Consider the following 21012-nt stretch of genomic DNA (forward strand, 5'->3'; position numbering starts at 1 on the left):
ATTCATGAAACAGTGTGTTGAACGGCAGTGGCTGGTGGCCCTGCCGGATTGCCGTTAAGGTTGAGTCCTTCAACCCCTATCGCAATCCATCATGTCCAAAGTCCTGGTTCTCTACTACTCCACTTACGGCCACCTTGAAACAATGGCCAACGCTGTTGCCGAAGGCGCCCGCTCCACCGGCGCCCAGGTCGATATCAAGCGCGTCCCCGAGACCGCTCCGGAAGACGTGGCCAAGGCAGCTCACTTCAAGCTCGACCAGGCGGCTCCGGTGGCCAGTGTTGCGGATCTGGAACACTACGACGCCATCGTGATCGGCGCCCCCACCCGCTTCGGCCGCATGCCTTCTCAAATGGCCGCCTTCCTGGATCAGGCTGGCGGCTTGTGGGCCCGCGGTGCACTCAATGGCAAAGTGGGCGGCGCCTTCACCTCCACCGCGACTCAACATGGCGGCCAGGAAGTGACGCTGTTCTCCATCATCACCAACTTGCTGCACTTCGGGATGGTGGTGGTTGGCCTGCCCTATAGCCACGCCGGGCAGATGACGCTGGACGAAATCGTGGGCGGCAGCCCTTACGGCGCCACCACCATCGCCGGTGGCCAGGGCCAACGCCAGCCGAGCGCCATCGAGCTGGAAGGCGCTCGCCACCAGGGCAAGTTGGTCGCTGAAACAGCCAACAAGCTGTTCCCGGGCTAAGCCCCTCTGGGCTTAAGCGTTAAGCAGCTTTCCAGACGATCAGCAGATCCTTGGCGTGCACGCGATCCCCTGGCTTGACCAGCACGCGGTCGATCACGCCATCCCGCTCGGCTGTCAGATGGGTTTCCATCTTCATGGCCTCCAGTGACAGCAGCGTAGCTCCTGCTTTCACGGGCTGCCCTGCGGCCACCGGCACCGTCACGATGGAGCCCGGCATCGGCGCCCCCACGTGCAGAGGGTTGCCGGCTTCGGCCACCTCGCGCTGAGCCGCCGCCGCGGCTCCGGCCTTGGCCACGCTGGTCATGCGCGACTGGCCGTTCATCTCGAACTGCACCTTGGCGACGTTCTCTTCCTCGTGAATGGTCTGCAGGCTCACCAGTAGTGTCTTGCCGGCTTCGATCTCCAGCGCCACTTCGTCGCCCGGCTTCATGCCATAGAAGAACGTGGGCGTGGGCAGCACAGAGACGTCACCGTGCTTTTGCACATGCTGATGGAAATCAGCCGCCACCTTGGGATACATCAGCGCGCTAGCCAATTGCTGGTCATTCATCTCCTCCACGGCCATGCCGCCAGCCTGTGCGGCCCGCATACGCGCCGCCTCCAGGTCGACGGGCGCCAGATGATCGCCCGGGCGATAGGCCTCGGGCGGCTCGCTCTTGAGGACCTTGCGCGAAAGCGCCTCGGGGAACCCATCAGGCGGGAAACCGAGCTCTCCCTTGAAGAGGGACACCACCGACTCAGGGAAAGCCACTTCATGCGCGGAATCGGCTACCTGGGCGGAGGTGAGATCGTTGGCCACCATCATGATGGCCATGTCGCCCACCACCTTGGAGGTCGGGGTGACTTTCACGATATCGCCGAACAACTGGTTGACGTCCGCATAAGCCTGCGATACCTCGGTCCAGCGGTGCTCCAGCCCCATGGCGCGCGCCTGCTCGCGCAGGTTCGTGTACTGGCCGCCGGGCATCTCGTGGCGGTACACGTCGGCGGTGCCGGAGCGGATGTCGCTCTCGAAAGGCGCGTAAAAGCGCCGTACACCCTCGAAGTAGGTCGATGCCCTGTGCAGCGCGTGTTGCGAAAGGCCCGGATCGCGCTCGGTGCCTGCAAGGGCAGCCGCCATGGACGAAAGGTTCGGCTGCGCCGTGAGGCCGCTCATGGCGTCCAGCGCGCCATCCACCGCATCACAACCGGCCTCCACCGCCGCCAGCACCGAGGCGGCGGCAATACCGCTGGTGTCGTGGGTATGGAAGTGCACAGGCAAGCCGGTTTCCTCTTTCAGTGCCTTGACCAGCGCGGCGGCGGCGCGCGGGCGGCAGATGCCCGCCATGTCCTTGATGGCCAGAATATGGACGCCGGCCTGCTGCAACTCCCTGGCGATGCCAACGTAATACTTCAGGTCATACTTGGCTCTGGCGGGGTCGAACAGATCCCCCGAGTAGCAGATCGCGCCTTCGCAGAGTGCGCCCGTTTCCAGCACGGCATCAATGGACACGCGCATGTTGCGCACCCAGTTCAGGGCGTCGAAGACACGGAACAGATCCACGCCCGCCGCGGCCGCCTGCTGGACGAAGAACCTGACCACGTTGTCGGCATAGCTGGTGTAGCCCACGCCATTGGCGCCGCGCAGCAGCATCTGCAGCAGGGTATTGGGCACGCGTTCGCGCAGTTGCGCCAGGCGCTGCCAGGGGTCCTCCTTGAGAAAGCGCATGGCCACATCGAAAGTGGCCCCGCCCCAGCACTCCAGAGAGAACAGCTGCGGCAACTCCCGCGCATAGAACGGCGCGATGGGCAGCATGTCCGCCGTGCGCATGCGCGTGGCGAACAGCGACTGATGGGCATCGCGCAGCGTGGTGTCGGTCATCAGGACCGGCTTGCTCTCGAGCATCCACTGGGCGAACTTCTTCGGGCCCAGCGCCTTGAGGCGGTCCCGGGTGCCCGGCGGGATGGGCGTGCTCAAGTCCACGCGAGGCAGCACAGGCTTGGGAAACGGCATCTCGGGCATCTTGCGGCCCGCCATCTCGGGGTTGCCGTTCACGGTCACGTCGGCCATGAAGCCCAGCAGCTTGCTACCGCGGTCGCGCCGCTTGGCAAACTCCAGCAGTTCTGGCGTGGTGTCGATGAAGCGCGTGGTCACGCTGCCCGCCGCAAAATCCGGGTGATTGATCACGTTCTCCAGGAACTGGAGGTTGGAAGCGACACCGCGGATGCGGAATTCGCGCAGCGCCCGGTCCATGCGCTGCACGGACTCCCGGGCCGTAGGCGCCCAGGCGGTGACCTTGACCAGTAGAGAATCGTAGTATGGCGTAATGACAGCGCCGCCATAGGCCGTGCCGGCATCGAGACGGATGCCAAAGCCGGAAGCGCTGCGGTATACAGTCAACCGGCCGTAGTCGGGCAGGAAACCATTCTCAGGGTCTTCCGTGGTGATGCGGCATTGCAGCGCCGTGCCATTGAAACGGATATCGCCCTGGGCCGGTACACCGCTTGCAGGCGCCCCCGCCCCCTCGGCAGCCTCCTCGGTCACGCCGATCTGGCCGCCTTCGCTGATGCGCAGCTGCGCCTTGACGATGTCCACCCCGGTGATCAGTTCCGTGACCGTATGCTCGACCTGGATGCGCGGGTTGACCTCGATGAAGTAGAACTGGCCGCTGTCGGCGTCCATCAGGAATTCCACGGTGCCGGCGTGGGTATAGTCCACGGCCTTCATCAGCCGGATGGCGCTGGCGCACAGCTCTTCACGTTGTGCGTTGTCCAGATAGGGCGCCGGCGCGCGCTCGACCACTTTCTGGTTGCGGCGCTGCACGGTGCAATCGCGCTCGAACAGGTGCACCACATTGCCATGGCGATCACCGAGGATCTGCACTTCCACGTGGCGCGCGCGCTGCACCAGCTTCTCGAAATAGACCTCGTCGTTGCCGAAGGCGGACAAGGCTTCGCGCCGGGCAGCCGCCAGCGCATCGGGCAACTCCGCCTCGTTCTGGATCACCCTCATGCCACGGCCGCCGCCGCCCCAACTGGCCTTGAGCATCACGGGATAGCCGATACCTGCCGCCAGCTTCTTGCATTCATCCACGTCCAGGGGCAAGGGAGGCGTGGCAGGCATCACCGGCACCCCGGCAGCCACAGCGGCATTGCGCGCCGCCACCTTGTTGCCCAGAGTGCGCATGACTTGAGGGCTAGGGCCGATCCACTCGATGCCCGCGGCGATGACGGCTTCGGCGAAATCGGGATTCTCGGAAAGAAAGCCGTAGCCGGGATGGATGGCATCGACCTTCGCATTCCGGGCAATGCGCAGAATGTCTTCAATGTCCAGATAGGCCTGCAGGGGCTTCTTGCCTTCTCCCACCAGGTAACTCTCGTCGGCCTTGAAACGGTGCAGGGCCAACCGATCCTCGCGCGAGTAAATCGCCACGGTGCGCATGTTCATCTCCGAGGCGGCGCGCATCACGCGGATGGCGATCTCGGAGCGGTTGGCGATCAGGACGGATTCGATTTTGCGGGAGCTTGAGTGATGGTTGGGCAGCGACATGGGAATTTCAGTCAACAGTGCACATCGGCACATCTCAGGGGATTTGTGTTGAGTTGCCAGGGACCCGATTCAACACGCGTGCGGTGGCTGATCAGCCGCCAGCATTATTAGTGATATGGGCAGGTTTAAAACCTGCCCCTACGCCATGCAGGCCCATTAAGGCAACGCTGAATAAGTTCTCATGCATGCCCCAAAGGAAAAGCCACCCGAAGGTGGCTTTTCCTGGTCAGAAGCGCGAGAACCGGATCAACCGAAGTTCTTGGCCGCGAAATCCCAGTTGGCCAGACTCTCGAAGAAGGTTTCGACAAACTTTTGGCGCAGGTTGCGGTAATCGATGTAATACGCGTGCTCCCACACGTCGACGGTCAGCAGCGCGGTGTCGCCGGTGGTGAGGGTGCCGGCGGCGCCCATGTTGACGATGTCCACGGAGCCATCGGCTTTTTTCACCAGCCAGGTCCAGCCGGAGCCGAAGTTGCCCACGGCGCTGGTCACGAAGGCTTTCTTGAAGTCGGCGAAGCTGCCCCACTTCTTGTTGATGGCATCAGCCAGGGCGCCGGTCGGTTCGCCGCCGCCTTGGGGCTTCATGCAGTTCCAGAAGAAGGTGTGGTTCCAGATCTGGGCGGCCTGGTTGTACATGCCACCGCTGGATTTCTTGATCACGTCTTCGAGTTCCATGTTCTCGAACTCGGTGCCTTTCTGCAGCTCGTTCAGCTTGTCGACATAGGCTTTGTGGTGCTTGTCGTGGTGAAACTCGAGCGTTTCCTTGCTGTAGCCGGTCAGCGAGTCGTAGGCATACGGCAGGGGGGAAGAGTGCGTTCCATGCGTGGGTCCTTTTAGGTGGGTTGGTAATTCGAGTGGGCCAGCCTCTCATCATAGGCGAGCTGACGTGCCGGATTGTAGGAAGTCAGCGCAAATGCGAGCCGAGCACAGAGAGATCAACCTTGCCATCAGCAAGGGTGGCCGAAAGCGTTTGGCCTGGGCGCACGGCAGAGGCCCGTGTCACCGGGTGGGCGTTTTCATCTTCGAGCCAGGCGTAGCCCCGCTCGAGCACCCGCTGCGGGTCCAGCGCGGCCAGGCGCAGTGCAGCACGTTCCAGGCGCTCCTTGGTGGCAGCCAGCGTGCGGTCGGCGGCAGTTGGCAGGCGCGCGGCGGCGCGCTCCAGACGCTCTCCTTCGCGTACCAGCCACGGCCCGGGGACGCGGCTCAGACGCTCGCTCTGGCGTGTCAGGGCGGCACGCTCGCGCTCCAGCCTCAGCCGGGTGGCATGCCCAAGGCGCTGGATCTGGCGGTCAATCAAGCGGCGCTCCCCAGCCAGACGGGCCGAAGGGCGGCCCAAGCGGCTCTGGGCCACGTCCAGGCGCTGCGCTTCCGCATCCAGCCTCCGGACAAGCGCCTGAGACAGGCGGGCAGAAGACTGATCCAGTGCCAGGAGCAGGCTTTCACCCGGCACGCTGGCCAGTTCGGCCGCGGCCGTGGGCGTCGGCGCGCGCAGGTCGGCGACGAAATCGGCAATACTGAAATCGGTTTCGTGGCCCACGCCCACGATCACTGGCACCGGGCTGCGGACAATGGCCCGCGCCAGGGCTTCATCGTTGAAGGCCCACAGGTCTTCTATCGAACCCCCACCCCGCACCAGCAAAATGAGATCGATGGGCTCGGCATCTTCTGGCGGGTCCTCCGCCAACTGATAGAGCTGCGCCAGCGCCCCGATCAGCGCCTCAGGCGCTCCGGCCCCCTGCACAGGGGCTGGCGCCAGCACCACGGGAATATGCGGCACACGGCGTGCCAGCGCGGTCAGCACATCATGCAAGGCTGCCGCGCCGAGCGAGGTCACGAGGCCAATGGCACGCGGCATCGCGGGCAGGGGCCGCTTGCGCGCGGCATCGAACAGCCCTTCTGCCTCGAGCTGCGCCTTCAAGCGCAGGAATTGCTCGAACAACTGGCCCTGCCCGGCACGCGACATGGACTCGACGATCAGCTGCAGATCACCCCGCGCCTCGTACACGCCCAAGCGGCCGCGCACTTCCACGGAATCACCCTCGCGCGGATTGAAGTTGAGCAGCCCCGCGGCGCGGCGGAACATGGCGCAGCGCAATTGGCCGCCTTCGTCCTTGATCGAGAAATAGCAATGCCCGCTGGATGCGCGTGTAAAGCCCGAAATCTCTCCCCGCACCGCGACAGGATTGAAGCGTGCTTCCAAACTGTCCGCTACGGCGCGGCACAGCGCGCCAACCGGCCACACAGACGGCGCCACTGCTGGGTTTCGATTGAAAAAGCCAGTATTCATGCCCTTTGGCGGACGGTTTGGCGGCGCAGGGCGCCAGGACTATTCCACAACCCGGCGATGGCGGGGCCAAAGTGAGAGAACCATGCCGGAAACGCTGATTCGCACATATAAGTCATTGATTTTGTTTATATTTTTTCTGCTTACCAAATCATCAAACTGTCACAAACCGCGTCAAATGGTGCTTTCGAACGGTTATCAAGGCACTTCTTCACAAAGTTATCCACAGAAATTGTGGTCTTGTGCAGGCATTCCAGGCCGTTGATAGGCACGCAAGCCAGAATCGGCGCTGGCCCGCATTCCCCCATGCGCGATAATCGCCCGCATCCATTTTTTCCTGATTTGACGCCAACCTAGTGCCGTGAGTTGACAGTTTGCAGCGAAAGCAGACGGCCACCCTTCAAGGCATCAGGGGCAAGCGGAGACACAAGCCTTGCTTTCAATCATACAAGCCGCCGGCTGGCCGATCTGGCCGCTGATTCTGTGCTCCATCCTGGCGCTGGCCTTCGTGCTGGAGCGCTTCATCAAGCTCAAGCAGGACCGGGTGTTCCCCCTAACCTGGCGGATGAGGCCATTGGCGTCTCCCGCGAGGCCGTTCCCGCGCCAGACATGGTCCATCAGTTGGAGCAGAGTTCCGCCCTGGGACAGGTGCTGGCCGCAGGCTGGCGCGCCATTGCCAGCAACCCACGGTGCAGCGAAGAGGAAATGCGTGCCGCCATGGAGGCTGCCGGCCGCAAGGTCGCGCATCAGCTGGAGCGTTATCTGCCGGCGCTGGCCACCATTGCCTCTGCAGCCCCCCTGCTGGGCCTGCTGGGCACGGTGATCGGCATGATCGAGATCTTCGGTTCCCAGGCGCCCACCGGCTCGCTCTCGGGCGGTAACCCGGCACAACTGGCTCACGGCATCTCCGTGGCCCTCTACAACACCGCCTTCGGGCTGATCGTCGCGATTCCAGCGCTGATCTTCTGGCGCTACTTCCGTGCCCGCGTGGATGGCTATGTGCTGGAGCTCGAGCTGGCCGCCGAACGCTTCGCGCGCCACCTGGAGCCGCTGTGCCCCGGCCCCCTCAAGGAGTCTGCACGGTGAAGTTCCGGGCCCGCCCACCAGAGGAACCGGAGATCAACCTGATCCCGTTCATCGACGTGCTGCTGGTGATCCTGATCTTCCTCATGCTGACCACCACCTACAGCAAGTTCACCGAAATGCAGCTGACGCTTCCGGTGGCCAACGCCGACGCCCAGCGCGACCGGCCCAAGGAAGTCGTCGTGGCCGTCTCCGCCGATGGCCGCTACATGGTCAACCGTGAGTCGCTGGCGGGAGGCGGCGTGCAAGCGCTGTCCGCAGCCCTGCGGGCGGTTGCCGCCAAGGACAGCATCGTCATCATCAGCGCCGATGCCCTGGCAAGCCATCAATCGGTCATCACGGTGATGGAGGCCGCGCGGCACGAAGGACTGACTCATATCACTTTTGCCGCTAGAAGTGGCCCCCCTAAGGCGCTTACGCGCCTTCCCCCAGGGGACACCGCCAGCGGCCTGGCAAAGCCAGCTCCGCGGCGGTATGCGCATGGCTTGCTCCGCAGCCTCACGAATCATTCGTTTCATGTGCTGCGGTTGATGTGCGACACTCTGAGAAACTGATGCGCCATGCAGCCCTCCGTCCGCGCCCAGATTGAACAGGCACTGCTGCGCGGCTGGAACCGGCGCGGCTTGCTGGCCTGCGCCTTGTGGCCGGTCTCGCTTCTCCACGGCGCATTGCTCGCACTCCGGCGCACGTTTTACCGTACTGGCCTGCTGAAAACCGAGCGACTGCCGGTGCCTGTGGTCGTGGTCGGCAATGTCATCGCGGGTGGCGCGGGCAAAACACCGGCTACGCTGGCTATCGCCGAGCACCTGCGGGCGCGGGGCTGGCATGTGGGCATCATCTCGCGCGGACATGGGCGCCGCACGGATGATTGCCGCGAGGTGCACCCTGATAGCTCGCCGCTCGACTCAGGCGACGAACCTCTCCTGTTGCGCCGCCGGGCACAGGTGCCGGTATTCGTCGCCGCGCGCCGCGCCGATGCAGGCAAAGCCCTGCTGGCCGCGTACCCCGCCGTCAACATACTGATCTGCGATGACGGCTTGCAGCATCTGGCATTGGCGCGTGATGTGGAAGTGTGTGTGTTCGACGCGCGTGGCATTGGCAACGGCTGGCTGCTGCCGGCCGGCCCTCTGCGCGAAGCATGGCCACGCACGGTCGATCTGGTGCTGCATGCGGAGGGCACGCCCATCTCCTCGCCTTCGGCGCCCGCCTTTGGCACGCGCCGCACACTGGCCCCGCATGCGGTGCGCGCCGATGGCACACGGGTACCGCTGGCCAGCCTGCGCGGGCAGCCGCTCGTGGCGCTGGCGGGCATTGCCCAGCCGGGGGCCTTCTTCGAGATGCTGCGCGCTGAAGGGATGACCCTTGCACGCACCGTGCCGCTGCCGGATCATGACGATTTCGAGCATCTGCCGCCTATGCCGGACGGGCCAGCCACGCTGCTCTGTACCGAAAAAGATGCCGCCAAGCTATGGCGCCACCGGCGCGACGCCTTGGCCGTGCCCCTGATGCTGCAAGTGCCACGCACTTTCTTCGATGCGCTCGATGCAAGGCTATCATCCCATTCTGTATGAAACCCTGGCTGATTCTGTCCCTGGCGATCGTCTCCGAAGTCATCGGCACCGCCGCCCTGAAGGCCAGCGACGGCTTCACGCGCTTGTGGCCTTCGCTGCTGGTAGTGCTGGGCTACGGCACGGCTTTCTTCTGCCTGTCGATCACGCTGCGCAGCATTCCCATGGGAGTGGCCTACGCCATCTGGTCTGGCCTCGGCGTGGTGCTCATTACGGCGGTGGGCTGGCTTTTGTTCGGACAGAAGCTTGATACCCCCGCGCTCATCGGCATGGCGCTCATCGTGGCTGGCGTGCTGGTCATGAATCTGTTTTCCCGTACCACGGCGCACTGAGGTGCGAACACACATGGATCCCAAACTGCTCGAACTGCTGGTCTGCCCTATCACCAAAGGCCCGCTCGACTACAACCGAGAGAAAAACGAACTCATCTCCCGCTCCGCGCGCCTGGCCTATCCCATCCGGGACGGCATCCCGATCATGCTGGAAGGCGAGGCACGCCAGGTCTCCGAGGAGGAAATCGAACAGATGCCCAAGCGCACTCCGCTGGCCGGTTGACCCCAAGGCGGCCGTGAACTTCACTGTCCTCATCCCTGCCCGGCTGGCTTCCACCCGCCTGCCGAACAAGCCACTGGCCGACATCGGCGGCAAGCCCATGATCGTGCGCGTGGCCGAACGGGCCGAGCAATCAGGCGCTGCGCAAGTGGTGGTGGCCGCCGACTCGCCGGAAGTCCTGGAGGCCTGCGCGGCCCATGGCGTCCGTGCCCTGGCCACACGCGCGGACCATCCCAGCGGCAGCGACCGCCTGGCCGAGGCATGCGAGCAACTCGGGCTGAATGGCAGCGATATCGTGGTCAACGTACAGGGCGATGAGCCGCTGATCGAGCCCACATTGATCGATGCAGTGGCGAACCTGCTGCAAACACAGCCCGCGGCTCAGATGGGAACTGCCGCGCACGCCATTGAAAGCCTGGAGGATTTCACCAACCCAAACGTGGTGAAAGTCGTGACAGACCGGCAAGGCCTGGCGCTCACCTTCAGCCGCGCGCCGCTCCCCTGGTGGCGTGACGGCTTTGCCCAAGGCATCACCGCGCTCCCTACCGACCCCGCGCCCCTGCGCCATATCGGCATCTACAGCTACCGTGCCGCCTTCCTGCGCACCTTTCCCACGCTGCCACCGGCGCCCCTGGAGCAATGCGAGTCGCTGGAACAGCTGCGCGCGCTCTGGCACGGCCACCGCATCTCCGTCTACGTCACCCCCCATGCGCCCGGCCCGGGTATCGATACCGAGCAGGATCTGGAACGCGTGCGAAAGCTCTGGATGGCCTCGGCACCCGCACGCTGATTCCCTCGTGCGGGGGGCTGTGGCCAGCCCATGCTATTCTCGCTTTCGACAAATGGGGCACGCCCGGTACCGTATTGCATTGCCATGAGCATGTAACACCGCACTGCGGAGACCTATACGCATCCACCTGAGGGACACATGAAACTGATTCTTCTGGGCGCCCCTGGCGCCGGCAAAGGCACGCAAGCGACCTTTATCTGCCAGCAGTACGGCATTCCACAGATTTCCACCGGCGACATGTTGCGCGCGGCAGTGAAAGCCGGCACGCCACTGGGCCTGCAGGCCAAAAGCGTGATGGACTCAGGCGCTCTGGTGAGCGACGACATCATCATCGGCCTGGTCAAGGAGCGTATCGCTCAGCCTGACTGCGCCGCAGGCTTCCTGTTCGATGGCTTTCCGCGCACCATCCCGCAAGCCGAGGCCATGAAGCAAGCGGGCGTGAAGCTCGACTATGTGCTGGAGATCGACGTTCCCTTCGACGCCATCATCGAGCGCATGAGCGGCCGCCGCAGCCACCCCGCATCCGGCCGTACCTATCACGTGAAGTTCAACCCGCCTAAAGTGGAAGGCAAGGACGACGTGACTGGCGAGCCGCTGGTTCAGCGTGAGGACGACAAGGAAGAAACCGTGAAAAAGCGCCTGCAGGTCTATGACGAGCAGACGCGCCCCCTGGTCGATTACTACAGCACCTGGGCCAAGACCGAGCCGGGCAACGCTCCCAAATACCGCGCCATCAGCGGCACGGGTACGGTCGACGAAATCACCGCGCGCGCGCTGGCAGCCCTGAAAAGCTGACACCACCGCCCGCTCGTACCCCGGCGGTACACGGCCCCAAAGACAGCCACCAGGTTTCCGGTGGCTGTCTTTTTTTGCCGCACGCCCAGCACTTTCCCTCAAAAGGCGCGTGGGCACTTGCGCTGCCACAAAAACTGATTAAAAATACAGTTACTGGATATCAACACAGGTTTTTGACTCCACACCCCGTGCCAGCGACATTCATCAACCCCCTGCACGGCAGCCAGAGGACTTCACCATGATCGACAGCCCCAAGCTCACTGCCCGCCAGCAACAGATTTTGCAGTTGGTGCAAAACGCCATCGCTCGTACCGGCGCACCACCGACGCGGGCCGAAATCGCCTCTGAACTCGGCTTCAAATCCGCCAACGCGGCGGAGGAGCATCTGCAGGCCCTGGCGCGCAAGGGCGTGATCGAACTCGTGAGTGGCACCTCGCGCGGCATCCGCCTGAAAGGCAGTGCACGGCCAACATCCGCGGCGCAACAGATGGCGCTGCCGGGCCTTGCCCAACTGGCCCTGCCCCTGATCGGCCGCGTGGCTGCAGGCTCCCCCATCCTGGCGCAAGAGCACGTCGATCAGACCTATCACCTCGAATCCAGCCTGTTCGCGCAAAAACCCGACTATTTGCTGCGCGTACGCGGCATGTCCATGCGTGATGCCGGCATCATGGATGGCGATCTTCTCGCCGTTCAGTCCACCCGCGAGGCACGCAATGGCCAAATCGTGGTCGCCCGGCTGGGAGACGACGTCACGGTCAAGCGCTTCCACCGGAACAAGAACCTGATCGAGTTGCACGCCGAAAACCCTGACTACCCCACCATCGTGGTAGAGCCAGGAGAGCCGTTCGAGATCGAGGGCCTGGCCGTCGGTCTGATCCGCAACAGCATGCTGATGTAGCTTCCTCACGCCACCGGCAGGTGGCGGGCGTGCAGACGATCGGAGCTCGCGCGACGCGTGGGCCGGGTCTTCCACACCCTGCGGTGGCGTGATCCTGAGGTATTTCACCTCCTTCGCAATCCTGCCTGTGTTCAACCTCTGTTCACGAAAAGGTTTCACATGGGATCGAATGTCTTCAAACTGCCCGGCGCCGGGATTTTCAGCCACACCGCCAACCCATCAGGTGCGGAAGCGGCCTACATGGAATCCAGGGATTCCAAGGATTCCAAGGATTCCAAGGATTCCAAAGCCTCTCTTTTCCCCGCCTTTACGGTTCCCAGCTTCCGTCGCCGGACGGCTTCTTCGCCCACCCAAGCCGCCTCGTCCGGAGAGCAATGGGCCCATGCCGCACGGCGGCGCGCAGCCTTGCGCTTGGTTGAATCATCGTTTCCGGCATCCCTTCCCACCTCTGCCACCTGCCGGCCGCCATTGCCGGCGCAGCCTCTGCGCGTCATGCGCCTGGTAGAGGCCGGGCAAGCCCCCGGCACCGCCGGCCGCCTGCGTCTGTCCGGCCGTCTGGCGGATGTCTGCGCCGAACTCGACCGCATGGCCGCCGCCGAGTCGGGGCCTGGACCACACGCGCTGCGCGCCTGAGTACAAAGCCGCTGCAAAACCCCAAGCCGCGTACTCTCTGAAGTACCTTTACATATCCCTTTTTTCTGCGAAAAGAGGGGTTTGAGCCTGTTCCTGCATACGTGTTTTGTTAGACCTTAAGTGTCAAACGTAACTTAGGCATGCACAATGCGGGGATGAACATCGTGATCCTCGACGACTATCAGGATGCAGTGCGCAAGCTGCCTTGCGCTTCCAAGCTGGAAGCTTGGCCGGCCATGGTCTACACCAATACCGTGAAAGGTTTGGGCCAACTCTCTGTGCGTCTGCGCGATGCCAACGTCATTGTGCTGATTCGCGAGCGCACGCAGCTGTCTCGCCAGTTGATCGAAAAACTGCCCAAGCTGAGGATGATTTCCCAGACGGGCCGGGTCAGCGGCCACATCGACATCGATGCCTGCACCGAACGCGGCATTGCTGTCGCCGAGGGCGTAGGGTCTCCCATTGCGCCGGCGGAGCTGACCTGGGCACTCATCATGGCCGCGATGCGGCGCCTGCCCCAGTACATCGGCAACCTCAAGCACGGCGCCTGGCAGCAATCCGGGTTGAAATCAGGCTCCATGCCGCCGAATTTCGGCGTGGGTCAAGTGTTGCGCGGCAAGACCCTCGGCATATGGGGCTACGGCAAGATCGGTCAGCTGGTGGCTGGCTATGGCCGCGCTTTTGGAATGCAGGTGCTCGTGTGGGGCTCTGAAGCATCCCGCGCCCGTGCCATGGCCGATGGCTATAACGCCGCCAACTCCCAGAAGGCCTTCTTCTCCGAGTGCGACGTGCTTTCGCTGCACCTGCGCCTGACCGACAGCACACGCTCCATCGTGAGCCTGGAGGATCTGAGCCGCATGAAGCCCACGGCCTTGCTGGTCAACACTTCGCGTGCCGAGTTGATCGAGCCCGATGCCCTGGTTAGCGCCCTCAACCGCGGGCGCCCCGGCATGGCCGCCGTCGACGTCTTCGAAACCGAACCTATCCTGCAGGGCCATGCCCTGCTGCGGCTGGAAAACTGCATCTGCACTCCGCACCTGGGCTACGTAGAGCAAGACAGCTACGAGCAATACTTCAACGCCGCCTTCGACAACGTGGTGAATTTCCTGCGCGGCACCCCCACCAATATCGTTAATCCAGGGGCTTTGCAAGTCAGGAGATAGCGGTGCGGCCATAATCGCAGGCCATGACTACTCCTCGCTTCTCCACCGTCGGCATCGTCGGCACTGGCGCCATGGGGCGCGGTATCGCGCAAATCGCCGCCCAGTCCGGCTCTACCGTGCTGCTCTATGACACCCAGGCCCAGGCCGTCGCCAAGGCGCGCGAAGCCATCAGCGCCCAATGGGACAAGCTGGTTGACAAGGGCCGGCTGGCCCCTGAAGCCGCAGCGGCACAAAAGGACCGCCTCAAGCCCGCCGCCACGCAGGCAGAACTCGCCGACTGCGACCTCATCGTCGAGGCCATCGTTGAACGTCTGGATGTCAAGAAGGCCCTGTTTGCAGAGCTGGAGGCCATTGTCAAACCCAGCGCCGTACTGGCCACCAATACGTCTTCCCTGTCCGTGACGGCCATCGCGGCGAATCTCAAGCGCCCTGAGCAATTCGCGGGCTACCATTTCTTCAACCCTGTGCCGCTGATGAAGGTGGTCGAGGTCATCGCAGGCCTCAAGACCAGCGCAGAAACCTGCGCCGCGCTCACCGAGTATGCGCGCCAGATGGGCCATACTCCCGTGCAAGCCGGGGATACTCCGGGCTTCATCGTCAACCACGCTGGCCGCGGCTACGGCACGGAGGCGTTGCGGATCGTGAGCGAAGGCGCCGCTGATTTCGCCACCATTGACCGCATCCTGAAAGACCAGGTCGGCTTCAAGCTTGGCCCGTTCGAGCTGTTCGACCTCACGGCCCTGGATGTTTCCCACCCCGTGATGGAATCCATCTACCGCCAATACTACAATGAGCCGCGCTACCGCCTGAGCGTGATCACCGCACAGCGCCTGGCTGGTGGCGTGGTCGGTAAAAAGGTGGGGGAAGGCTTCTACACCTACGTCGACGGCGTCGCGCAAATGGCGGCCGAGCCGCCGGTGCCGCAAGTGAAGGATTTGCCGCCCGTGTGGGTTTCCACCCGCGCCGCCCGCCGCTCGGAATTGCTTCAGCTGCTGAAAGATCTGGGTGCCAAGATCGAAACCGGCCAATCGCCCTCCCCCGAGGCACTGACCCTCGTGGCGCCGCTGGGTTTCGATGTCACCACCGTGGCGGTGGTGGAACGGCTGGATCCTGCCCGCACCATCGGTATTGACATGCTGGTGGATGACAAAGCCACCAAGCGGCGCGTGCTGGCCACCAATCCGGCCACCCGCAGCGACATGCGCGATGCCGCGCATGCTCTGTTCGCGCGCGACGGCAAGGCGGTGAGCGTGATCCGCGACTCGGGCGGTTTCGTCACCCAGCGTGTCGTGGCCACCATCGTCAACATCGCCAGCGATATCTGTCAGCAGCGCGTGTGCAGCCCGAAGGACCTGGAAACCGCCGTCACGCTCGGCCTGGGCTACCCCATGGGTCCGCTGGCCATGGGCGATCAGTACGGCCCGGCCAACGTCCTGGAAGTGCTGTTCAACATGCAGACCGTCTATGGCGATACCCGTTATCGCCCCAGCCCCTGGCTGCGCCGGCGCGGCGCCATTGGCTTGTCGCTGATGCACGAGGAGGCGTAAGCCCATGACCGCTGAATTGCGCAGCACGGCCGAAGGCCGCACGATGGTGCTGACCATCAGCAACCCCGAGCACCGCAATGCGCTCGGGCCCGAGATCTACGCCGCCGGGGTCGAAGCCCTTAATGCGGCCGAATCCAATCCGGACGTGCGCAGCGTGGTCATCACTGGTGAAGGCGGCGTGTTCAGCGCGGGCGGCAATCTGCAGCGGCTGATGGCCAACCGGCAGCAACCGCCCGAGCATCAGGCCCGGAGCATCGAAGGCCTGCACAACTGGATCGAGGCCATCCGCGCCTTTCCCAAGCCCATCGTGGCGGCCGTCGAAGGGCCCGCCGCGGGCGCGGGGTTTTCGCTGGCACTGGCCTGCGACATGATCGTCGCAGCCAACAATGCGGTTTTCATCATGGCCTACAGCAACATCGCCATCTCCCCCGATGGCGGCGGCAGCTGGAGCCTGAGCGCCGCCATGCCCCGCCAGTTGGCCACCGAGCTGCTGATGTGCGGCGAGCGCATCACCCCCCAGCGCCTGCACGAACTGGGAGTCATCAACAAGCTGACCGACGCCGGCGAAGCGCTCTCCACGGCGCTGGCCCTGACCGAAAAGCTCAATGCCCGCGCGCCCAACGCCCTGGCCAGCGCCAAGGAATTGCTGAACGATGCGCCCGGCCATACTCTGCCGGAGCATCTGGCTCAGGAACGCGATCACTTCGTGAAGAACCTGCACCATGCAAATGCGGGTATCGGTATTGCCGCCTTTCTGAACAAGCAGAAACCGCAATACGAATAGCGCGGCCATCCACTGCTTCAAGGTCACGCTTTCAGCGTGTTCACGGCCCCCTCGCGGGGCCGTTTTGCCAAGAAACAGGGCCAAAAGGAGGCCGCCGGCCCCGCAAACCGCCCCCAAGAGCTGCCTCCAAGGTGACAATGGAGGCGTGAAAAATCTCTCCCGCAGTCACCGATAAGACAGCCCATGGACGCTCCCATTCTTACCATGGAGGAACGCGAGGCGATCAACAGTGGTCGCTGGTTTTCCTCACTCTCTCCTTCCCTGCGGCACGATATCCTGCGATGCGCCCAAGTCCGACGCTTTTCCGATGGCGAAGTCATTGCCACACGCGGTGGCCCTCCAGAGCAATGGATTGCATGCGCCAAAGGCGCGGTACGCGTCAGCTCCACCTCCCTCACGGGCAAGCAAGTCACGCTCACCTACGTGGAGCCGGGCATCTGGTTTGGCGATGTGGCCATGTTCGACGGGGAGAGGCGGACGCACGACGTGTATGCCCATGGGCCGACCACCATCGTGGCGGTGAGCCGGGCCGATTTCCAGAAGATTCTCAGCCAGCATTCCGAGCTTTACGAGGCGCTGCTGCAATTGCAATCGCGCCGCATCCGTCTGCTGTTCGGCCAGGTGGAAGATCTCAACACTCTTCCCTTGCGCGCACGCCTGGCCAAACAGCTTGCCCACCTGGCACGCAGCTATGGTGTGCCCGTCGCGGAAGACAGCGAGGAAACACGCATCACCCTGCAACTGGCGCAGGAAGAGCTGGCCCAGTTGCTGGGAGCCTCCCGCCAGCGCGTGAACCAGGAACTCAAGTCCATGGAGCGCGAGGGCGTGATCCGCATCGAGCCCTCCGGCCTCATCGTGCGCGACCGCTATGCCCTTCGGCGCATCGCGGAAACCTGAAGCCGATGGGCGCCGCCCTGTCGGCCGCCCTTTGATTTCGTCAGAGAACCCTACCTGCCCCTACCTGCATGAGCACCTCCGACTCTCAAACCAGCCCCAGCCCGGCCTCCGAGGCCCACGCCATTGATGCCGGCGCCTTGTCCGCATGGCTGACCAGGAACCTCGAAGGTTTTTCCGGCCCGCTTACCATCGAAAAGTTTTCAGGCGGGCAATCCAACCCCACCTATAAACTGGTCACCCCCAAGCAAAGCTACGTGATGCGGGCCAAGCCGGGTCCGGTGGCCAAGCTGTTGCCCTCGGCACATGCGATCGAGCGCGAGTTCGCCGTCATGAGCGGACTGCATGGCACGGATGTGCCCGTGGCCAGGATGTACGCCCTCTGCGAAGACGAATCCGTGATCGGCCGCGCTTTCTACGTCATGGAATTCGTGCCGGGCCGTGTCCTGTGGGACCAGACCTTGCCCGGTATGAGCCCCGCCGAACGTGCGGCGATCTATGACGAAATGAACCGCGTCATCGCCGCCCTGCATACGGTGAAGTTCGCCGAGCGCGGCCTGGCCAACTATGGCAAGCCCGGCAACTATGTCGAGCGCCAGATCGGCCGCTGGAGCAAGCAATACCAAGCGTCGGTCACCCAGCCCATCGCCGAGATGGACCGCCTGATCGAATGGCTGCCCGAACACATTCCCGCCAGCGCCAAGAGCGACAGCCTGGTGAGCATCGTGCATGGCGACTACCGTCTCGACAACCTGATGTTCGACCCCCAGCAGCCCCGCGTGCTCGCGGTGCTGGACTGGGAGCTGTCCACCCTCGGTCATCCTCTGGCCGACTTCGCCTATCACTGCATGTCGTGGCATATTCCGAACGCCTCCTTCCGGGGCATTGGTGATGCCGACATCGCGAGCCTGGGCATCCCCTCCGAACAGGACTACATCCGCCGCTACTGCGAGCGCACAGGCTTCAGCACCCCCGAAGCCCTGGCACCGGATTGGAATTTCTACCTCGCCTACAACATGTTCCGCATTGCGGCCATTTTGCAAGGCATCGCCAAGCGCGTGGAAGCTGGTACGGCGTCGAGCGCGGAAGCGCGCGCCAATGGCTCCCGCGCCCGACCCATGGCCGAGCTGGCCTGGAAATTTGCCCAGAAGGCTTAGCCACCGGCCCCCAAAACAGCTCTCGCGTTCACCAGACCAAGCTCGCCCCATCCAGGTGAGCCTCACTTTTTCATAAGGACGACAACATGGATTTCGAGTACTCCGCCAAGGTCAAGGACATGCAGGCGAAGCTGCGAGCCTTCATGGATGAACACCTCTACCCGAACGAGAACGTGTTCCATGAGGAAATTGCAGCCAACCGCGCCAAGGGCAATCCCTGGGTCCCCACTAGGATCGTTGAAGAGCTGAAGCCCAAGGCGCGCGCCGCCGGCCTGTGGAACCTGTTCCTGCCTAAATCCACTCGTGCCCCCCAGGGCCTTTCGAACCTCGAGTATGCGCCGCTGTGCGAAATCATGGGCCGGATTCCATGGGCTCCCGAGGTCTTCAACTGTTCCGCGCCCGATACCGGCAACATGGAAACCATCGAGCGCTACGGCTCGGAAGCGAACAAGGAGCAATGGCTGGAGCCCCTGCTCCGCGGTGAGATCCGCTCGGCCTTCCTGATGACCGAGCCGGCCGTGGCCTCTTCCGACGCCACCAATATCGAGTGCAGCATCCGCCGCGAAGGCGATGAGTACGTGATCAACGGCCGCAAGTGGTGGTCTTCCGGTGCCGGAGACCCACGCTGCGCGGTCTTCATCGTCATGGGTAAAACCGATCCCGAAGCGCCCCGCCATTCCCAGCAATCCATGGTTCTGGTGCCGTCCAACGCCAAAGGCATCAAGGTCATACGTCCGCTCACGGTTTTCGGCTACGACGACGCACCTCACGGCCACATGGAAGTGGAGCTCAAGGACGTGCGCGTGCCCGCCAGCAACCTGCTGGTGGGTGAAGGCAGCGGCTTCGCCATCGCCCAAGGCCGCCTCGGCCCTGGCCGTATTCACCACTGCATGCGCTCGATCGGCGTGGCTGAACGCGCGCTGGAACTGATGTGCGACCGTTTGAAGGCCCGCGTCGCCTTCGGTAAACCGCTGTCCTCACAAGGCGTGTGGCGCGAGCGGATAGCCGAATCACGCTGCATGATCGAACAGGCCCGCTTGCTGACCCTCAAGGCCGCCTACATGATGGACACCGTAGGCAACAAGGTCGCTCAAGCCGAAATCGCGATGATCAAGATCGTGGCGCCCAACATCTCCCTGCAGATCATCGACTGGGCCATGCAAGCGCATGGTGCCGCAGGTATCAGCGGCGACACACCATTGGCCTACATGTACGCCCATCAGCGTACGCTGCGCTTCGCGGATGGCCCGGATGAGGTGCATCGCAACGCGCTCGCGAAAGTAGAGCTGGCTGCGGTGAAAAGCTGACGGGCCGGCCACTGCCGTGAAATGACTGCCGCTCTGCGCGTTCGGTGTGTGACTCACCCGCGCAGAGCAAGCAGTTAACCCTGGCGTTTCTTCGTGGCTGCCTGTTCCAAAGGAAGCAGCCGCTCCACGACAGATTCAGGGAAGACCTGTTCGAGTTCATTGGTGAACACGTTCAAATAGTCACTCATATTTTTTTGTTCCGCATTGAATTTCTCTTCCAGAAAATCCAGGAACAAGCGCACCCTTCGAGGGAGATATTTGTTGTCACGGCGGACAATGAATACCCCGTCTTCCTGCGAAATATAACTTCCCAGAACCACGCTTAGTTCCCCTGAGCGAAGGTACCGCACCGCATCCCAGATGGTCTTCCTCGTAATGCCGCGCCCGGCCATTGCCCATTTCGTGGCCATTTCGCCGTCATTGACAACCCAACTTTGGCTTGGAAGCGTCGTGTAGCTCGTCTCTAGGCCGTCGCGCTCAAAATAATATTCGTTCAGAACTTTCGTCTGGGTTGCCAGAACAATGAACTTGTGCTCCGCGAGGTCCTCAGGAGTTTGAGGGTATCCGTACTCTTCGAGGTAAGCGGGTGAGGCGCATAGAACGCGGTAGTTGGCCGCGAGCCTCTTGACCACCAGTGCGCTCTCCACGGGCTTGGCGAATCTGATCGCGACATCGACATCATTTCGCAATATGTCGGAGAAATCATCTTCCAGGAAAAGAGAGACCCTGATATCCGAATAGGTCTTGAGAAAGTCGTCGATCCAGCCAGAGACATACTTCTTTCCGAAATCCGTAGCCGCTGATATCTTGATACTGCCATCCGCAGATTTCTGTCCGGATTTCAACCTCAGCTCAGCACCATCAATGATGTGCAAGGCGGCCACACACTCCTTCAGGTAATCCTGCCCTTCCTCGGTCAGCATCAGTCTCTTGGTGGAGCGGTTGAACAGCTTGACCCCTAAGTACCGTTCCAGCTTGCTCAGTCTCACGCTCGCCGCAGCCACGGAAAATCCGAACCCGGAAGCAGCAACCGTCAAGCTTCCCACATCTGCCACAGCCACGAATAACCTAATGTCGCCCAAATGATCACTGGACGACTTCATAGAAAATCCTTTAACTTAGATTCACTCACACAATACCTCCGGGGGTGCCCGAACGGATGCAACCTGCCCAGAATAATCGCTGCAACCATTTTTATCGGCTCAAGGCCAGCTGCAGCACGGCGCAGACAGCCATCACGGCGATAAGCACCGATATCGCAACAAACAGCAAAGATTGGACACACAGGCTGGGAAAGCGTATGCCATTCATGCCTGTGCCGCTCAAAGCCTGAA

General features: G+C 62.9%; 18 protein-coding genes and 3 pseudogenes. 16 read left to right on the forward strand and 5 right to left on the reverse strand.

All coding sequences use genetic code 11. From position 1 onward, the window contains the following. Positions 1–91: 91 nt before the first annotated feature. A complete protein-coding gene (wrbA, locus tag WJU18_RS24800; RefSeq protein WP_423456421.1) occupies positions 92–694 on the forward strand; it encodes an NAD(P)H:quinone oxidoreductase in 603 nt (200 codons plus the stop codon). A 19-nt stretch (positions 695–713) separates the two neighbouring features. Here the strand turns inward: wrbA and WJU18_RS24805 are convergent, their stop codons facing one another. From WJU18_RS24805 to xseA, 3 genes and pseudogenes are all read right to left on the reverse strand, one after another. Next, entirely contained in the window at positions 714–4223 is a 3510-nt protein-coding gene (locus tag WJU18_RS24805; RefSeq protein ID WP_423456423.1) for a pyruvate carboxylase, read from the reverse strand. A gap of 246 nt (positions 4224–4469) precedes the next feature. Then, positions 4470–5044, reverse strand: a pseudogene (locus WJU18_RS24810) (superoxide dismutase). Positions 5045–5127: 83 nt separating this feature from the next. Next, positions 5128–6510, reverse strand: a complete 1383-nt coding sequence (xseA, locus tag WJU18_RS24815) for an exodeoxyribonuclease VII large subunit (protein ID WP_423456424.1) — start codon at positions 6508–6510, stop codon at positions 5128–5130. A gap of 430 nt (positions 6511–6940) precedes the next feature. Between xseA and WJU18_RS24820 the strand changes: the two are divergent. The 15 genes and pseudogenes from WJU18_RS24820 to WJU18_RS24890 all read left to right on the forward strand — a co-directional run bounded on the left by WJU18_RS24820 (position 6941) and on the right by WJU18_RS24890 (position 19678). Further along, a pseudogene (locus WJU18_RS24820) lies at positions 6941–7593 on the forward strand (MotA/TolQ/ExbB proton channel family protein). Beyond that, positions 7590–7988: pseudogene (locus WJU18_RS24825) on the forward strand (ExbD/TolR family protein); the annotation flags it as partial. The pseudogenes WJU18_RS24820 and WJU18_RS24825, both read left to right, overlap by 4 nt. A gap of 162 nt (positions 7989–8150) precedes the next feature. After that, the gene (lpxK, locus tag WJU18_RS24830; RefSeq protein WP_423456426.1) at positions 8151–9161 is read left to right on the forward strand and encodes a tetraacyldisaccharide 4'-kinase; all 1011 of its coding nucleotides are present in this window, start codon (positions 8151–8153) and stop codon (positions 9159–9161) included. Beyond that, positions 9158–9490, forward strand: a complete 333-nt coding sequence (locus tag WJU18_RS24835; RefSeq protein ID WP_423456427.1) for an SMR family transporter — start codon at positions 9158–9160, stop codon at positions 9488–9490. Before lpxK ends, WJU18_RS24835 begins: the two co-directional genes overlap by 4 nt. 13 nt (positions 9491–9503) lie before the next feature. Beyond that, positions 9504–9713 carry a Trm112 family protein gene (locus tag WJU18_RS24840; RefSeq protein WP_423456428.1) on the forward strand — a complete coding sequence of 70 codons (210 nt, stop codon included), beginning with the start codon at positions 9504–9506 and terminating at the stop codon, positions 9711–9713. A 13-nt stretch (positions 9714–9726) separates the two neighbouring features. Next, entirely contained in the window at positions 9727–10500 is a 774-nt protein-coding gene (gene kdsB, locus WJU18_RS24845; protein WP_423456430.1) for a 3-deoxy-manno-octulosonate cytidylyltransferase, read from the forward strand. Between the two features lie 138 nt (positions 10501–10638). Beyond that, positions 10639–11295 (forward strand): adenylate kinase, encoded by a 657-nt coding sequence (gene adk / locus WJU18_RS24850; protein WP_423456432.1) that lies wholly within the window; start codon positions 10639–10641, stop codon positions 11293–11295. Positions 11296–11533: 238 nt separating this feature from the next. Next, positions 11534–12193 (forward strand): transcriptional repressor LexA, encoded by a 660-nt coding sequence (gene lexA, locus WJU18_RS24855; protein WP_423456434.1) that lies wholly within the window; start codon positions 11534–11536, stop codon positions 12191–12193. A gap of 159 nt (positions 12194–12352) precedes the next feature. Then, a complete protein-coding gene (locus WJU18_RS24860) occupies positions 12353–12826 on the forward strand; it encodes a hypothetical protein (protein ID WP_423456436.1) in 474 nt (157 codons plus the stop codon). 155 nt (positions 12827–12981) lie between these two features. Next, positions 12982–13989 (forward strand): D-2-hydroxyacid dehydrogenase family protein, encoded by a 1008-nt coding sequence (locus WJU18_RS24865; protein WP_423456437.1) that lies wholly within the window; start codon positions 12982–12984, stop codon positions 13987–13989. A gap of 23 nt (positions 13990–14012) precedes the next feature. Next, on the forward strand, positions 14013–15536 hold the full coding sequence (locus WJU18_RS24870) for a 3-hydroxyacyl-CoA dehydrogenase (protein WP_423456438.1): 1524 nt from the start codon (positions 14013–14015) through the stop codon (positions 15534–15536). A gap of 4 nt (positions 15537–15540) precedes the next feature. Further along, positions 15541–16320: an oxepin-CoA hydrolase, alternative type gene (locus WJU18_RS24875; protein ID WP_423456440.1), complete on the forward strand. Its 780-nt coding sequence runs from the start codon at positions 15541–15543 to the stop codon at positions 16318–16320. Between the two features lie 183 nt (positions 16321–16503). Then, positions 16504–17217, forward strand: coding sequence for a Crp/Fnr family transcriptional regulator (locus WJU18_RS24880; protein ID WP_423456442.1), 714 nt, complete (start codon positions 16504–16506; stop codon positions 17215–17217). A gap of 68 nt (positions 17218–17285) precedes the next feature. Continuing rightward, positions 17286–18371 (forward strand): phosphotransferase, encoded by a 1086-nt coding sequence (locus WJU18_RS24885; RefSeq protein ID WP_423456444.1) that lies wholly within the window; start codon positions 17286–17288, stop codon positions 18369–18371. An 86-nt stretch (positions 18372–18457) separates the two neighbouring features. Next, on the forward strand, positions 18458–19678 hold the full coding sequence (locus WJU18_RS24890) for an acyl-CoA dehydrogenase family protein (RefSeq protein WP_423456446.1): 1221 nt from the start codon (positions 18458–18460) through the stop codon (positions 19676–19678). 74 nt (positions 19679–19752) lie between these two features. Here the strand turns inward: WJU18_RS24890 and WJU18_RS24895 are convergent, their stop codons facing one another. After that, complete coding sequence (locus tag WJU18_RS24895) at positions 19753–20781, reverse strand: LysR family transcriptional regulator (RefSeq protein ID WP_423456448.1); 1029 nt, start codon at positions 20779–20781, stop codon at positions 19753–19755. A 91-nt stretch (positions 20782–20872) separates the two neighbouring features. Further along, a complete protein-coding gene (locus WJU18_RS24900) occupies positions 20873–20989 on the reverse strand; it encodes a hypothetical protein (protein WP_423456449.1) in 117 nt (38 codons plus the stop codon). Positions 20990–21012 lie beyond the last annotated feature (23 nt).

Source organism: Ottowia sp. VDI28, from assembly GCF_049532675.1.
GTDB lineage: Bacteria > Pseudomonadota > Gammaproteobacteria > Burkholderiales > Burkholderiaceae_C > Ottowia.